The sequence below is a fragment of the Melaminivora jejuensis genome (assembly GCF_017811175.1).
GTDB lineage: Bacteria > Pseudomonadota > Gammaproteobacteria > Burkholderiales > Burkholderiaceae_C > Melaminivora > Melaminivora jejuensis.
Window position 1 is genome coordinate 2,449,603 of the sequence record NZ_JACWIJ010000002.1, and the last position, 14,727, is coordinate 2,464,329.

Genomic DNA, 14,727 nt, shown 5'->3' on the forward strand with positions numbered 1-14,727 from the left:
AAGGCTTTGGGCCTGAAAACACTAAAAATTCAACATTTTGTCCTGACCTCATGGCACTGCACCACCTGAGTCTGTCGCTGCAATTCGCCCGCGACGCCGAGGCCACCGCCCACCGCCCGCTGCTGGCGCGCCACCAGGTCACGCGCTGGATCCGCCATGCCCTGGCGGTGGACGCCGAGATCACCGTGCGCATCGTCGGCGAGGCCGAGGGCCGGCGCCTGAACCATGAGTTCCGGCGCAAGGACTACGCCACCAACGTGCTCACCTTTGACTACCAGCAGGAGCCCATCGCCGTGGCCGACCTGGTGCTGTGCGCCCCGGTGGTCGAGCGCGAGGCGCGCGAGCAGGGCAAGACGCTGGCCGAGCACTACGCCCACCTGCTGGTACACGGCACGCTGCACGCCCAGGGCTGGGATCACGAGACCAGCGAGCAGGACGCGCAGGAGATGGAGGACTACGAAAGCGCCATCCTGCGCGGGCTGGGCTTTGCCGATCCCTACGCGGCAGGTTGAGCGCCGGGCGTCTGGCGCCGGGCGTTTGCGCGTGAACAGCCGCACGGATATCCGGGCCGTCAAAACACTGCAACCCTGCACAGGCCCAATGGCGCACGCCGCCCCCCCTAAGAGCGTGTTTACGATCCCCGCGCGGGTGCGCGAGCGCGGCCTCGGGCGGTCTGCGGCGTTGCAAATCCTCGCGATAGCACGGGCTATCGCTGCGGTTTGCGCCTGGCAGCCCATCCCGATCCGCACCCGCGCCTCTGCGCGCGGAGATCGTAAACACGCTCTAAGATCGGCGCGGCCAGCGCTGTGCCGGCTGATTTCCTGCGACCCTGATGTTTGATCTGTCCTTGCTCCTCGTTGCTGCCTTCGTGGCCGGCGCCCTCAATGCCGTGGCCGGCGGCGGCAGCTTTCTGACGCTGCCGGCGCTGGTCTTCACCGGCGTGCCACCCGTGGTCGCCAACGCCACCGGCACCGTGGCGCTGCTGCCCGGCTACGCGGCAGGCGCCTGGGGCTTTCGCGAGGACATGCAGGCACCGCCCGGCCTGTCGCTGCGCGCCGTCATCGGGCTGTCGCTGATCGGCGGCTCGGCGGGGGCGGCGCTGCTGCTGATCACCTCGGATGCCGCCTTCAACAAGATCGTGCCCTGGCTGCTGCTGGCCGCCACCGCCCTGTTCGCGTTCGGGCCGCAGCTGCGCCAGTGGGCCGGCGCGGCCACGCACGGCGGCGGCAGCACCTCGCCACTCAAGGCCGGCGCGGGCGTGCTGGCCGTGGCCATCTATGGCGGCTACTTCAACGGCGGGCTGGGCATCTTGCTGCTGGCGCTGTTCGGCCTGCTCGGCCAGACCCAGCTCAACGCCATGAACGGCATGAAGAACCTGGTCTCGGCCCTGCTCACGGCCATTGCCGTGCTGATCTACGCCGCCGGCGGCAAGGTCTTTTGGTACCAGGCGCTCGTGATGATGGTGGCTGCCACCGCCGGCGGCTACGGCGGCGCCCGCCTGGCGCGCCGGCTGCCACCCGCCGTGCTGCGCTGGGGCATCGTCGCCACGGGGCTGGTCATGACGGCGCTGTTTTTCTGGAAGCAGTAGAGAGCTGAAATATGCACAGGCTGTGCCGGTCACAGGAAGGCTGCACGCTGCTCGCGCAGGAAGGGCCGGTCGATCTGTCCGGCAAGCAATTGCACCTGTGCCGCTGCCACACCCGCGCTTGCGAAATGCTCCTGCCATCCGGCAACCACTTCGCATACCCGCCTGATCTGGGCGATGGCTTCGGGTTTTTTCAGGCCGCACCGACGCGCATCTGCTGGTAACCCAACGCCTGCCCCGAGGGCAGTACGTCAAATGCTGGCGACAGCTCGTATTCGCCGGTGGCCGTCATCAGCAAGGCGTGGTTCTTCTCATGGTCGTCGGTGTTGTCGATCAGGATGTTGAAGACCATGCGGCGAAACAACTCGTGCATCTGCGCGCGGTGACGGCCTTCAGCCGTCACGCCGCGTCGGCGCAGCCATTGCGCCAGCTCGGGATAGCCGGGCTGTTCGCCAGCAGCCAGCAAGACGACCCGAGCGGACAGCGCATGGCGCCGCCGCTCGCCCTCCTCACGGTCGAAGCGACGCACTGCCACAGCGTGCTCCCGACGCAACGGCACGGGCAGCGTGGGGGCAACCTCCATGCCGGCGCGGGCCGCCAACGTCATGGTGGCGTGCTCGACCAGCGCCATGTCGATGGCCTCGCCAGGCTCGTTGAACTTCAGCACCCAGGGATGCCCCTGCAGCTCCAGCAAGGCCTTGGGGCGCGCCCCACCCAGGGTGGTGCCAGGGGCGATGAGGCGGCGCTGCTCCTGTGGCACCGGCTCACCGGACAGGATTTGCTCGACCAGTCCCTGCATGGCCTGGACGTCAGCCAGGCGCGGCAGCGGGGTCGGCCAGCCACCACAGATAAAGCGTGTCCTGCGGCTGGTAGCGTTGCAGATCGAAAGCGATCATGGCGCAACGTCTCCTGTCTTGCGGCCTTGACCCGCCGGGGGATAGAGCGCAGGCCGCCGGCGCACCGATCGTGCCTGGGCAGCGCGCACGGCATCCTCCAGGGCACCCAGGTCGTGTTCGGGCGCGGCGCACTCGGCCAGGGCCTGGGAGCGCCCCATCAACCACAGGGCCGTGGCATAGACGCCCATGGAGACGCTGGGATCTCCCTTTTCCATGCGCGCAAGCGTGGGCTGCGAGACACCGATGCGCTGCGCCCAGGATTTTTGCGGCTCGCGCCGGCGCTTGCGGGCAATGGCCAGGTCTTCGCCCAGGGTGCGCAGGTGGCTCAGCACTGCGGCAGGCATGGCATCAATCGTGGCAGATCGTTTTGACATGACATATACATAGGCAGATTGAACAAAAAAGCAATATATATGTTGGTTCAACCTTGATACTGAGAAATCTGGCAGGAACCGGCAAATTCAGCATCAAAACCGCCTGAAACCATGATCAGACAAGCGCAGACAGCTATTGTTTTTGAATTGACCCCGCCGGCTCGATGCGCAGCGGAATGGTCACCGGCCCGTCGTTGACCAGGTGTACCTGCATGTCGGCGGCGAACTCCCCGGTCTGCACATCCGGGTGCAGCTCGCGGGCGCGCTGCACGAAGTGCTCGTACAGGCGCCGCCCCTCGGCGGGCGCGGCGGCCTGGCTGAAGCCCGGGCGGTTGCCGCTGCGCGTGTCGGCGGCCAGCGTGAACTGGCTGACGATGAGCAGCCCGCCGCCCACGTCCTGCACGCTGCGGTTCATCTTGCCGGCCGCGTCGCTGAACACGCGCAGCCGCAGCACCTTGGCCAGCAGGCGCTCAGCCTGGGCATCGCCATCGCCCTGCTCGGCGCACAGCAGCACCAGCAGGCCCGGGCCGATGCGCCCGATAACCTGGCCCCCGACTTCGACATGCGCCTGGCGCACGCGCTGCAGCACGCTGATCATGCGGCTCCCTCCTCGCCGCTCTGGCCCTGTTGCCGCTCTTCCTGCTCGCGCCGCGCCTGGATGGTCTCGAAGACCGTGGCGTGGTCGCGCGGCAGCAACTCGATGGTGGCGCGCAGGCCGGGCACGGCGTGCAAAAGGGCCTGCTCGACAGCGCGGCGCTCGCGCGCGGCGCGCCCCAGCGTCCAGTCGTGCGGCAGGTGCATGTGCAGCTCCAGGTGGCTGCGCGCACCGGCACGGCGCGAGACCAGGCCGTCGAACTGCACCGCACCGGCGTTGTCTGCCGCGTGCTGATCCAGCACGGCCTGCACCTGCGCCAGCTGCTCGGGCCGCATGGCCTTGTCCATCAGGCCCTGCGAGGCATCCCACAGCAGCCGCGCGCCCTCGCGCAGGATGTTCAGCGCCACGCCGATGGCCACCAGCGGATCCAGCCACAGCCAGCCGGTGGCGCGCACCGCCAGCAGGCCGACGACCACGCCGATGGACGTCCACACATCGGTCAGCAGATGGCGCGCATCGCCCTCCAGCGCTGCCGAGCGATGCACGCGCGCGGCGCGCAGCAGGCCCCAGGCCAGGGCGCCGTTGCAGGCCGTGCTGGCCAGCGACAGGCCCAGGCCCCAGCCCAGCTCCTGCACCGGCTGGGGATGCAGCAGGCGCAGCCCCGCCGCCCACAGGATGGCGACGGCAGCGCCCAGGATCAGGATGCCCTCGAAGCCCGAGGAGAAATACTCCGCCTTGTGGTGCCCGTAGGGGTGGCAGTCGTCTGCCGGGCGCTGCGCCACCGTGACCATGGCCAGCGCGAACATGGCGCCGGCCAGGTTGACAAAGGACTCCAGCGCATCGGACAGCAGGCCCACCGAGCCGCTGACCCACCAGGCCAGAGTCTTGAGCACGATGGTCAGCAGCGCCACGCCCACCGACACGCGCAGCAGGTTCACCGGCGTCATCCAGCCGGGCAGGGGCTTGTTGGACAAGGGTTCGGACATGCCGGCGATTATGCGAAGCGCGCACCGCGCGGGCCATCGGCATCTCGCCAAGCCCTTGCGGATGGGCTATAAGTTTCCCTGCATGAACGACACGGTCGCTCCCACCCCTCCTGCTCCCTTGCGTCCCCAGGCCGGCGCGCCCGCCAGCGCTGAGATATGCGTGTCCCCGGCCCTGCAGCCCGATGCCCTGCCGACCCTGCTGGCCTGCTTCGATGCCGCCTCGCTGCGCTGCACCTTCGCCAGCCTGGACTACGCGCGCCAAAGCGGCCACAGCCCCGCCAGCGCCCTGGGGCGCACGCTGCGCGAGCTGCTCGACGACGCGCAGTGGCAGGCGCTGCAGCCGGCGCTGCAGCAGGCGCTGGCCGGCCAGCCAGCCCAGTTGCGCCTAGCCCAGGGAGCGGCGGGCAGCGAGGCCCAGCACTGGCAGATCAGCGTCTTGCCGCAATTTGCCGCCGATGGGAGTGGCGCGCGGCAGGTGCATGGCATTGCCGTGCTGATCCAGGACGGCAGCCGCCAGCTGCGCGCCGAGCGGGCGGTGCAGCAAAGCGAAGAGCGGATGCGCAAGTTCTCCGCCGCCACCGAGGAGGGCATCGCCTTTCACACCGATGGCGTCATCACCGACTGCAACGACGCGCTGCTGCGCCTGACCGGCTACCGGCGCGACGAGATCATCGGGCAGCACCTGCTGCAGTTCATCCACCCGCAGGATCAGGAGGCGGTGCGCCGCTACATGGCCCAGGGCCGCGAGGACATCTACGAGATTGCCGTGCGGCACAAGAGCGGCGCCATCGTGGCGCTGGAGGTGATCGGCAAGACCATGCCGCAGGCCGCCGGCGGCTACCGCGTGGTGGTGGCGCGCGATGCCACGGCGCGGCGCCAGGCGCAGCAGCGCGCCGAGTTCCTGACCTGGCACGATGCGCTGACGCAGCTGCCCAATCGGCGCCATCTGATGCTGCAGCTCGAACGGCTGCAGCATCGCGCGCAAGTCGGCCCCATCCAGGCCGCGCTGCTGTTTCTGGATCTGGATCACTTTCGCACCGTCAACGAGTCGCTGGGCCACGCCGCCGGCGACCAGTTGCTGTGCGAGGTGGCGCGGCGCCTGCAGGACGGCAAGCGGCCCGGGCGGCCCGGCTTCATCGCCCGCGTCGGCAGCGACCAGTTCGTGGTGCTGCTGACCGGCGCCATCGATCGCGCCCAGGCCGCGCGCGAGGCCGATGCGCTGCTGGAGCGCTTGCGCGCGCCTTGCACCATCGCCGGCACGCCGGTATCGATTTCGCCCTCGCTGGGCATCAGCCTGTTTCCGGACGACGGCCAGGTGGCCGACGAGCTGCTGCGCCGCGCCGCCAGCGCCCTGCAGCAGGCCAAGGACAGCGGACGCGGTACGCACCTGTTCTATGCCCCGGGCATGGAGGGCCAGCCGGCAGCACTGCTGCACCAGGAATACCTGCTGCGCGAGGCCATCGCCCAGCAATCCTTCGTGCTGCACTATCAGCCGCAGGTGGAAGTGGCCACGGGCCGGCTGCACAGCCTGGAGGCGCTGGTGCGCTGGCAGCATCCCCTGCAAGGACTGGTCGGGCCGAGTGCCTTCATCGAACTGGCCGAGTCGCGCGGGCTGATCACGCACATCGGCCGCTGGGTGCTGCGCGCCGCCTGCCAGCAGTTGCGCGCCTGGCACGACGCCGGCCTGCCGCGCGTGCCGGTGGCGGTCAACCTGTCGGCCATCGAGTTCCGCCAGCGCGATGTGGTCAGCGATATCGCCCAGGTGCTGCGCGAATGCAATCTGGCGCCGCAATACCTGGAGGTCGAGGTCACCGAATCGGTGTTGATGCACGACGTGGCCGGCACCCGGGCCACGCTGGCGGCGCTGCAGGAGCTGGGCGTGGCGGTGACGGTGGACGACTTCGGCACCGGCTACTCCTCGCTGGCCTACCTCAAGCACTACCCGCTCAACAAGATCAAGGTCGATCGCTCCTTCGTCATGGACACGCCGCACGACAGCGACGACGTGGCCATCGTGACCGCCGTGGTGCAGCTGGCGCGCAGCCTGCAGCTCAAGTCCGTGGCGGAAGGGGTCGAGAGCGATGCGCAGCTGCAGTTGCTGCGCCGCATCGGCTGCGACCTGGCGCAGGGCTTCGGCATCTCGCGCCCGCTGCCGGCGCAGCAGGCCCAGGCCTGGATGCTGGCCCTGCCGGGCTGAGGGCAACATCTCCTGAACTGTCATTCGGCGCATGGACAATGCACGCCATGCAGCCGCTACCCGACCTTCCCGAACCCGTCCTGCACAGCGACCCGGCCGCCGCCCTGGCGCAGGTGCAGCTTTTGTACCAGCAGCAGATCGAGCACCTGCGCTGCGCCATGCAGCGCTTCGTCGCCGGCGAGACCCCGGCCACGCCGGTGCGCGCCTTCTACCCCTATGTGCGTATGCACATCGCCACCGTGGCGCGCGCGCCCACGCACTTGGCCTATGGCTTCGTCGAAGGGCCAGGGCGCTACGAGACCACGCTGACGCGCCCCGACCTGTTTGCGCGCTACTACCTGGAGCAATTCCAGCTGCTGCGCGCCAGCCACGGCGTGGAGCTGGAGGTCGGCCTGTCCGAGCAACCCATCCCCATCCATTTCTCCTTTGCCGAGCACGACCACATCGAAGGCTCGCTGAGTGCCGAGCGGCGCCTGCTCATGCGCGACGTGTTCGACCTGCCCGACCTGGGCGCCATGGACGACGGCATCGCCAACGGCGCGCACATGGCGCGCCCCGGCGAGGCGCAGCCGCTGGCGCTGTTCACCGCGCCGCGCGTGGACTATTCGCTGCACCGCCTGCGCCACTACACCGGCACGGCGCCCGAGTGGTTCCAGAACTTCGTGCTGTTCACCAACTACCAGTTCTACATCGACGAGTTCGTGCGCCTGGGCCGCGCCGAGATGGCCAGGCCGGACAGCGAATACATCGCCTTCGTCGAGCCGGGCAACGTCGTCACGCGCCGCACCGGCCTGCCGAGCGAGGCCGGCGACGAGCTGGGCGCCGCCCTGCCGCGCCTGCCCCAGATGCCGGCCTACCATCTGGTGCGCGCGGACAGAAGCGGCACCAGCATGGTCAACATCGGCGTCGGCCCGGCCAACGCCAAGACCATCACCGACCATATCGCCGTCCTGCGCCCGCACGCCTGGATGATGCTGGGCCACTGCGCGGGCCTGCGCAACAGCCAGCAGCTGGGCGACTACGTGCTGGCGCACGCCTATGTGCGCGAGGATCACGTGCTCGACGAAGAGCTGCCGCTGTGGGTGCCGATTCCGGCGCTGGCCGAGATCCAGGTCGCGCTGCAGCAGGCGGTGGCCGAGGTCACGCAAATGCCGGGCGACCAATTGAAGCGCATCATGCGCACCGGCACCGTGGCCAGCACCGACAACCGCAACTGGGAGCTGCTGCCCGACAACCTGCCGCAGCGGCGCTTCTCGCAGAGCCGGGCGATTGCGCTGGACATGGAAAGCGCCACGATTGCCGCCAACGGCTTTCGCTTCCGCGTGCCCTACGGCACCTTGCTGTGCGTATCCGACAAGCCGCTGCACGGCGAGATCAAGCTGCCCGGCATGGCCAACCACTTCTACCGCGAGCGCGTCGATCAGCACCTGCGCATCGGGATGCGCGCCATCGACATCCTGCGCGCCGGCGGCACGCACCGCCTGCACAGCCGCAAGCTGCGCAGCTTTGCCGAGGTGGCGTTTCAGTGATTTTGGTGTTTTCCGGGCCAGGCCTTTGCTGGACAAGCGCTGCAAGCTATTGAAAACGAAGCGTCTTGCAGGGCTGATACGCCAGGGCCTCACGGCAGCGGCACGATGGCCAGCGCCTGCACGCCGGTAGGCAGGCGCAGCAGCAACTGGCCGCTGCCATCCACGGCCCAGCGCTGGCCATCGGCAAACAGCGCCGCCAGCCCAGGCTCCAGCCAAGTGCTGCGCAACTGCGGCTGGGGCAGCAGCGCCCAGGCGCCTGCGCCCTCTGGCAACTGCACCTGCAGCGCCCCCTCGGGCGCCAGGCCGGCTTGCACCTGCGCGCCGGGCAGGAGCTCGTGCAGCACGGCGCGGGCGCGGGCGTAGTCGGCCAGCGCCCAGGGCAGGCGCTGCGCGTGCGGGCCTTGCAGCACCAGCGTGCCGTCGGCGTCGGCATCGAGCCAAGCCGGCGCGGCTGAAGCGCCGGGCTGCGGCGCGCCCGATTGCGCCAGCAGCGCCGGGCGCAGCACCCAGCGCGCACCGTCCAGGCGCAACACCAGCACCCCCTCGGGCGTGAGCTGCACGCTGGCCTGGGGCGCGGCAGCGGCCAGCGCCTGCACCAGGCCCGGCCAGTCGGCCACGCTGGGCGCCAGCGTCAGCACCAGGCCCGAGTGGGCGATCTGCACCAGGCCCTCGGGCGTATAGCCCAGGCCATCGGGCCGGCGCACGTCGATCTGCACGGCAGCCAGCGGGGCCAGCGCCGCCGTCCATGGCCCCAGGCGCCACAGCATCAGGCCGTGGCGGTCGAACTGCACGCTGGCGGCGGCCCCCGGCGCCAGCGCCAGCGCCTGGGCCAGGGCGCGGGCGTGCTGCTGCAGCACGGCGGGCCAGCCGGCAGCGCTGGCCGGGACATTGCCGGCCTCGCGGGCCTGGGCTGGCGGCTGCGCACCTGCCGCACCTGCTGCCAACCGCGCCACCGCACCCTGCAGCTGCACCGGGGCAGCGGCAAAGCGCACCTGCGCGCCCAGCTCGGGCAGCGCCAGCGCATCGCCCGGCGGCACATCCGTAGCGCCAGATGGGCCGGCACCGCCTCCAGCAGCGCCGACCGTGCCCAGCTCGATGGCGCTGACCCGGCCCTGGCCGTCGATGCGCAGGCGCTCGCCGGCCAGCAGGCCGCGCGCGTCCAGCTGGGGCAGCTGGCCCGGCGGCGCCAGCAGCGCACCGGCCAGCACACCGCTGGCCAGCGGCACGCCCTCGACGCGCGTGCCGGCGCTGGCGGCGCGCAGCAGCACAGCGCCGGCCAGCACCAGCGGCTGGCCGGCGCAGCTGGCCGTCAACTCGGCCCAGCCCTGCAGCACGCGCAGCACCAAAAGCGCCTCGCCCTGGTGCAGCGCCACCTGCAGTTGCGTGCCTGGCAGGGCGCGCACGGCCAGCGCCTGGCCGTTGAGGGTCAGCGCCAGCGCCACCGGCGTGCTGCCCGCGCCCGGCAGCACCAGCGTGGCGCCCTCTGCACCCGGGGCGATGACGATGGGCCGTGACGGCTCGGTGAGCTGCACGGTGCCGGGGGCGGTGATGTGCAGCTCGGCTGGTGCGGGGGGCTCCTGGGGGTCGGGCGGTGGAGGTGGAGGTGGAGGTGGAGGTGGAGGTGGAGGTGGTGGGGGTGGCGGTGGCGGTGGTGGTGGGGGTGGTGGGGGTGGCGGCGCAGCCACTGTGACCAAGCTGCCAGAGCCCCTGATTTGGCCGTTGGCAGCCAGGTCGTTGTCTCCTTCCTCCCCATCCTGGATGGTCAGCACGATGGTGTTGCCGCTGATGGCAGCGCCACTGAGCGGATACCAATGCCCTGCCGCATTGCCAAAAGTTGATCCGTACTGCCAGTATTGGGCGCCGGCAGCAAGGCTGGGCCAAGTGATGCGGATGGTCGCCGTCTCACCGGCTGCACAGCCATCCAAGATGAAGCTGAACAAGTCACTCACCGACGTCACCCCTGCCGGCAAGGAATCAGCGATGGCGTTGGCCTGGAACTGCGCGGTACTGAAATAACAGCCACCATTTGCACTGCTCACCAGCACCTGGGCTGTGCCGCCACTGCTCAATGGCAAAGCAGCAGTGGGGTTGGCTGCCCAGGCGCTGGCAGCCGATCCGCCACGCACCAGGCGCAATGCCTGGATCGCAGTCTTGGCAGCCGGCAGGCTGTCGCCCTCGGCAAAGTCAACACTCCAGGCTTGATCAGGGATGGACTGATAGCTGGTGCTGCTCCAGTAGCGACCGATGGCGCTGGCAAACACTGCAGCGTCAATGGCAGGGGTGGCGCCGGGCAGCGCCAGCGATTCCAGCTCGGTGCGGTTGGGCACGCGCCAATCTGTGTGGCCCAGGTGGGCAGCGGTGTTGGCCTGCTGGGCGGCGGCTAGCGCCTGCGCCCAGGTCAGCGCCGTGGCATTGCCGCTGCAGGTGCCGCCCGAGCGCGCCTGGCCCCAGGCGCAAGCATCCCACGCGAGGGCAGTGGCGCTGTCGGCCACGGTGGTGTCGGACTGCTGCGTGAGCGCAGCTGCGCAAGGGGTGGCGTACAGCAGCCACAGCAGCGCGGCGCAGGGCTTGAGGTGTTTTTCAGTCCTGGCGCCCACGAGGCAAGCGCCTGCAGCTCTGTTTTTCATAGTGGCGCCTTTATTTTGTTTCGAAAATCTCGATGTTGATGGCCCCGGCGTTGCTCACGTTGCCGTCCGGGTCGGTGACATCGAAGGTGAGAACGTCGGAGCCGACGAAAGTGGTGCTGAACGGCACGTAGCACCAGGTCATGATCCAGTTGAAGGTCGTGCGCAGGCTCCCGGGCTTGTCCCAGCCCGCCCTGGGGGGTTGGGGTTCATCACCGCCTGCAGGTCGGGCTGGCTGTCCTGGACGACGACGGTGGCTGCGGCGGCCTGGGTGCCGACCTTGACCATGCCGCTCTGGGGCAGCAGGTAGTCGAAGCTCAGGTCTTTGCTGGCAAAGCGGATCGCCTGGTGGCCGTCGGGGGTGTGGTAGGACACGTAGTCGGTGATGAAGCCTTTGCTGGGGTAGGTGAGGATGCGGAACGTCGGATAGGGCCAGGGGTCGCCCTGGTGCCAGGTGTCTGCAATCACCGGGTCGGTGTCTATGTCCATCGCCATGAAGGAGATGGGGATGCAGGCGGCCTTCCAGGGATGCTTGATGGGCTGGTCGAGGGCCACGGGCGCCGGATCCAGGAAGATGGTGAACTCGGCGCTGGCCGTGTCCTGCCCGCCGTTCGCCGTGCCGCCGTCGTCGTGCAAGGTGACGCGCACGCGCGCCAGCCCGGCAGAGGAGTACCACTCCTCCATCAGTTCCCCCGGTCTGATGGATCGGGATCGATGCGGTGCTGGATGGTGAACGTCAGGTCGCCCGTGGCCAGATCGAGGGCGGGCGGCGTCTCGAACTCCAGCGCCTTTGGATCGCCGGACTGCAAGGGCAGCAGCTCGACGGTGGCCGTGAGGTGCTGCCCGGCCTCGCGCATCGGGCCTGGGCTGATGCCCGTGGCCCAGCCAGGGTAGATGCGCGGGCCGGGCCGGTCTTCGCGCGGCACCACGATGTTGGCTCCCAGGGTGATCAGTGGTGCCACGTTGGCTACCCGCGCGACGTAGCGCGCCGGGTATGTTTGCGTGGCACTGCTGCGCAGCGTGGCGCCGTCACTGAAGTTGACAGCCCAGGCCTGGCCGCCCGGTGCCGCGTCACTGCTCCAGTAGGGGGCGCTGGCAGTGGCAGGGAAATAATCGCCATCGATGGCCAGGCCGCTGGCGCCGTGGTGCACGATGGACAGCAACTCGCGCCGCGTGGGCAAGTACCAGCCGCTGGCGATGCCGCAATGGCTGTAGCTGGCTGCAGCGCTGGCGGCATCCATCCAGCCCTGCGCGGCCAGGGTTTCGGCAGACCAGACCAGGCCGGTGACATGGTCAGCCACGCAGTCGTGGCTGCCCGCTGCCGTGGCCATGCCCAGCGCATCAAGGGCAGTGAAGTCAAAGCCGGCAGCACCAGCGCCCACCTTGGGCAATTGGCCGGCAGCCGCCTGGGCATCGCGCCCCTGGCTGCCATCCTGTCCGGTGGCGGCAGCGGAGCAAGGAATCATGGCCGCCGCACTGGCGCAGCGGTTCTGGCCAGTGTCATTGAGTTGAGCCCCCCGCCAGCAGGGGCAGCAGGGCCAGGGCAGCCATGCAGCATTGAAGGCTTTTTTGGACTCTACCCCTTATGCAGCAAGGGTTGAAAGCTATATTTTTGATAGCCATCAGATGACCTCGAAGATTTCAATGCTTACCGATGCGGGCGCACTCTCGTTGTCATCCACGTCGATGACGGTGTAGGTGAAGGAATCGGCGCCCAAGAAGGTGCTGCTGAAGGGCACGTAGCACAGCGTGGAGACATAGAAGCCCCAGGGGCTGACGACCTCGGCAACAGGCGCGCGGTTGCCCGTCATGCCGGCGTGTCCTGTTCCTGTCAGATCGTCGCCCAAGGGCACACTGATGCTGGCCTTGTGCATCCTGGGCGGCGCGGCGCGGTAGCTGACCTGGTCTGTCAGGAAGCCTTTGGAGGGATAGGTCTTGATCTTGAAGTAGGGCCAGTAGCGCTTGGGATAGATGGTGGTGATCATCATGTCCGTGTCGATGTCCTGCGCATGCATGGAGACGGGTATGCAGGCAGCCTTCCAGGGGTGCTTGATGTTCACGTCGAAGGCATAGGGCACGGGGGAAACCTCGATCTCGAAGCTCTTGACCGTGGTGTCCACCCCGCCCCTTCGGTGCCGCCATCGTCTTGCAGCGTGACTTCGACACGCACGCGCCCGGCGGACGACGTCCACCAGTAGTGGGTGATGCCGTCGCTCCAGTGGTCGCCCGTGGGGTTGGGGTACAGGCGGTGATGCACGGTGAACGTAAGGTTGCCCGTGGCCAGGTCGATGGCGGGAGGCTCATCGAACTCCAGCGTCTTGCTGCCCGGCACGGGCAGCAGCCGCACGGTGGCGATGAGCTGCTGCCCAGCCTCGCGCGTGGAGCCGGCGCTGATGCCCGTAGCCCAGCCGGGGTAGGTGCGCGGGCCGGGGCGCTCGTTGTTGGACAGCACGATCTCCTGGGCCCCCAGGGTGATGGCTGGGGCCTGGTTGACCTGGCTCGTGACAAGGCGCACGGCATATGTCTGGCCGACGGGGCTGCGCAGCGTGGCGCCGTCGCTGAAGTTGACAGCCCAGGCCTGACCGCCCGGCGCTATGTCGGCGCTCCAATAGGGGACGCTGGCAGTGTCCGGGAAGTAGCCGGCATCAATCGCCGGGCCACTCGCGCCGTGATGCACGATGGACAGCAACTCGCGCCGTGTCGGCAGGTGCCAGCCGCCAGTCAGGCCGCAATGGCTGTACGCAGTGGCAGCACTGGCAGCGGCGGCCTGACTCTGGGCGGGCAGGGTCTGGGCCGACCAGACCAGGCCGGTGGTGCGGTCGGCCACACAGTCATGGCTGCCCGCTGCCATGGCCATGCCCTGCATATCGAGGGCGGTGAAGTCAAAGCCGGCAGCACCAGCACCTGCCTTGGGCAATTGGCCGGCAGCCGCCTGGGCATCACGCCCCTGGCTGCCATCCTGCCCGGAGGTAGTGGGCAAGCAGGGGTTCATGGCAGCGCCGCTGGCGCACTGGCCCTGGCCGGTGTCGTTGAGGCTGGCCGCAGCCAGGCCCAGCACTACCGGCTGGCCAACCAGCAGCGTCACGGTGGCGGGCAAGGAAGTGCCGTTGGCCGAAGTGGCGGTGAACGTGAAGCTGTCCGCGCCCCAGTGGCCTGCGGCGGGCGTGTAGGTGGCGCTGCTGCCGCTGATGGCCACGCTGCCATGTCCGGGCGGCGTGGCCAGGGCATAGGACAGGGCGTAGGGGCCACCAGGATTGACATCCTGCGCCACCAGGGCGATGGCCGTGGCTGTGCCGTGGGGCACGTAGCTGTTGCCCGGCTGGGCCACAGGCGGCGCGGCACGGGCTACGGTGATGGTGGCAGTGGCCACATTGGACGGGCCAAACACGGGGTGGCGCACGCGGAAGGTGAAGCTGTCGGTGCCCATGTAGCCCGTCTCCGGTGTGTAGGCAACGGCGTTGTATTCGCCAAATACCACGCTGCCATGCGCGGGTGGGGCGACGGGCTCGTAGTACACGCGCGGGTCGGAGCGGTAGTTGGGGTTGTTTCCTCCCAGGAGCAAATCCGCTGTGGTATTGAAGGGTACGTAGTAGCTGCTGCTGTTGGCCACCGGCGGCACGGGCGCGTGCATGGTGACGGCAATAGTGGCCGCAGCCGAGGTGCCGTTGACGGTGCTGGCGGTGTAGGTGAAGCTGTCTTGGCCCACATAGCCATCTTCGGGCAGGTACGAGACAGACCACACGCCGTTGGTGGCAACGAGCTTGCCCAGCGTGCCATGCAGCGGTAGCGATGCGATGGCGTAGCTGATGGCGTAGGGGCCGCCAGGCGTATCGTCGGTGCCCGAGAGCCTGAACTCCGACCATCTGTTGTAGGCACTCTGGGCGGTCTGGTCATGGGCGGTGACCTGGGCCAAGGCCAGCAGCGGCATCGCAGCCGGCAGA

The 14,727-nt window shown here is 68.9% G+C and carries 14 protein-coding genes; 4 read left to right on the forward strand and 10 right to left on the reverse strand.

The features are described from left to right. Positions 1–50 precede the first annotated feature (50 nt). Both ybeY and IDM45_RS11570 read left to right on the forward strand, forming a co-directional pair. On the forward strand, positions 51–512 hold the full coding sequence (gene ybeY / locus IDM45_RS11565) for an rRNA maturation RNase YbeY (RefSeq protein WP_209422973.1): 462 nt from the start codon (positions 51–53) through the stop codon (positions 510–512). Positions 513–832: 320 nt separating this feature from the next. Continuing rightward, complete coding sequence (locus tag IDM45_RS11570; RefSeq protein ID WP_209422974.1) at positions 833–1,588, forward strand: sulfite exporter TauE/SafE family protein; 756 nt, start codon at positions 833–835, stop codon at positions 1,586–1,588. A gap of 190 nt (positions 1,589–1,778) precedes the next feature. Here the strand turns inward: IDM45_RS11570 and IDM45_RS11575 are convergent, their stop codons facing one another. The 4 genes from IDM45_RS11575 to IDM45_RS11590 all read right to left on the reverse strand — a co-directional run bounded on the left by IDM45_RS11575 (position 1,779) and on the right by IDM45_RS11590 (position 4,436). Then, a complete protein-coding gene (locus tag IDM45_RS11575) occupies positions 1,779–2,384 on the reverse strand; it encodes a HipA domain-containing protein (RefSeq protein ID WP_209422975.1) in 606 nt (201 codons plus the stop codon). Positions 2,385–2,477: 93 nt separating this feature from the next. Further along, entirely contained in the window at positions 2,478–2,825 is a 348-nt protein-coding gene (locus IDM45_RS11580; RefSeq protein WP_209422976.1) for a helix-turn-helix domain-containing protein, read from the reverse strand. Between the two features lie 163 nt (positions 2,826–2,988). After that, on the reverse strand, positions 2,989–3,453 hold the full coding sequence (dtd, locus tag IDM45_RS11585; protein ID WP_209422977.1) for a D-aminoacyl-tRNA deacylase: 465 nt from the start codon (positions 3,451–3,453) through the stop codon (positions 2,989–2,991). Next, the gene (locus IDM45_RS11590) at positions 3,450–4,436 is read right to left on the reverse strand and encodes a cation diffusion facilitator family transporter (RefSeq protein WP_209422978.1); all 987 of its coding nucleotides are present in this window, start codon (positions 4,434–4,436) and stop codon (positions 3,450–3,452) included. Before IDM45_RS11590 ends, dtd begins: the two co-directional genes overlap by 4 nt. 160 nt (positions 4,437–4,596) lie before the next feature. Here IDM45_RS11590 and IDM45_RS11595 point away from each other — a divergent pair, with 160 nt between their 5' ends. Continuing rightward, the gene (locus IDM45_RS11595) at positions 4,597–6,633 is read left to right on the forward strand and encodes a putative bifunctional diguanylate cyclase/phosphodiesterase (RefSeq protein ID WP_325168972.1); all 2,037 of its coding nucleotides are present in this window, start codon (positions 4,597–4,599) and stop codon (positions 6,631–6,633) included. A gap of 47 nt (positions 6,634–6,680) precedes the next feature. Beyond that, positions 6,681–8,162 (forward strand): AMP nucleosidase, encoded by a 1,482-nt coding sequence (locus IDM45_RS11600; protein WP_209422980.1) that lies wholly within the window; start codon positions 6,681–6,683, stop codon positions 8,160–8,162. Between the two features lie 89 nt (positions 8,163–8,251). Here IDM45_RS11600 and IDM45_RS11605 read toward each other — a convergent pair whose 3' ends face one another. The 6 genes from IDM45_RS11605 to IDM45_RS11625 form a co-directional block, all read right to left on the reverse strand. Further along, positions 8,252–10,759: an Lcl C-terminal domain-containing protein gene (locus IDM45_RS11605; protein WP_209422981.1), complete on the reverse strand. Its 2,508-nt coding sequence runs from the start codon at positions 10,757–10,759 to the stop codon at positions 8,252–8,254. Between the two features lie 40 nt (positions 10,760–10,799). Continuing rightward, a complete protein-coding gene (locus tag IDM45_RS17960) occupies positions 10,800–10,931 on the reverse strand; it encodes a hypothetical protein (RefSeq protein WP_267912110.1) in 132 nt (43 codons plus the stop codon). Beyond that, on the reverse strand, positions 10,928–11,470 hold the full coding sequence (locus IDM45_RS11610) for a hypothetical protein (protein WP_209422982.1): 543 nt from the start codon (positions 11,468–11,470) through the stop codon (positions 10,928–10,930). Before IDM45_RS11610 ends, IDM45_RS17960 begins: the two co-directional genes overlap by 4 nt. Beyond that, the gene (locus tag IDM45_RS11615; RefSeq protein WP_209422983.1) at positions 11,470–12,252 is read right to left on the reverse strand and encodes an Lcl C-terminal domain-containing protein; all 783 of its coding nucleotides are present in this window, start codon (positions 12,250–12,252) and stop codon (positions 11,470–11,472) included. Before IDM45_RS11615 ends, IDM45_RS11610 begins: the two co-directional genes overlap by 1 nt. Before the next feature lie 156 nt (positions 12,253–12,408). Beyond that, positions 12,409–12,906, reverse strand: coding sequence for a hypothetical protein (locus IDM45_RS11620; RefSeq protein WP_209422984.1), 498 nt, complete (start codon positions 12,904–12,906; stop codon positions 12,409–12,411). Continuing rightward, on the reverse strand, positions 12,843–14,714 hold the full coding sequence (locus IDM45_RS11625) for an Ig-like domain-containing protein (protein WP_209422985.1): 1,872 nt from the start codon (positions 14,712–14,714) through the stop codon (positions 12,843–12,845). The genes IDM45_RS11620 and IDM45_RS11625 overlap by 64 nt, the downstream gene beginning before the upstream one ends. Positions 14,715–14,727: the final 13 nt, after the last annotated feature.

Bases quoted from the DNA above. Each gene is read 5' to 3' on its own strand.
- ybeY (WP_209422973.1), top strand. From the start codon at position 51: ATGGCACTGCACCACCTGAGTCTGTCGCTGCAATTCGCCCGCGACGCC.
- IDM45_RS11570 (WP_209422974.1), top strand. From the start codon at position 833: ATGTTTGATCTGTCCTTGCTCCTCGTTGCTGCCTTCGTGGCCGGCGCC.
- IDM45_RS11575 (WP_209422975.1), bottom strand. From the start codon at position 2,384: ATGCAGGGACTGGTCGAGCAAATCCTGTCCGGTGAGCCGGTGCCACAG.
- IDM45_RS11580 (WP_209422976.1), bottom strand. From the start codon at position 2,825: ATGCCTGCCGCAGTGCTGAGCCACCTGCGCACCCTGGGCGAAGACCTG.
- dtd (WP_209422977.1), bottom strand. From the start codon at position 3,453: ATGATCAGCGTGCTGCAGCGCGTGCGCCAGGCGCATGTCGAAGTCGGG.
- IDM45_RS11590 (WP_209422978.1), bottom strand. From the start codon at position 4,436: ATGTCCGAACCCTTGTCCAACAAGCCCCTGCCCGGCTGGATGACGCCG.
- IDM45_RS11600 (WP_209422980.1), top strand. From the start codon at position 6,681: ATGCAGCCGCTACCCGACCTTCCCGAACCCGTCCTGCACAGCGACCCG.
- IDM45_RS17960 (WP_267912110.1), bottom strand. From the start codon at position 10,931: ATGACCTGGTGCTACGTGCCGTTCAGCACCACTTTCGTCGGCTCCGAC.
- IDM45_RS11610 (WP_209422982.1), bottom strand. From the start codon at position 11,470: ATGGAGGAGTGGTACTCCTCTGCCGGGCTGGCGCGCGTGCGCGTCACC.
- IDM45_RS11615 (WP_209422983.1), bottom strand. From the start codon at position 12,252: ATGATTCCTTGCTCCGCTGCCGCCACCGGACAGGATGGCAGCCAGGGG.
- IDM45_RS11625 (WP_209422985.1), bottom strand. From the start codon at position 14,714: ATGCCGCTGCTGGCCTTGGCCCAGGTCACCGCCCATGACCAGACCGCC.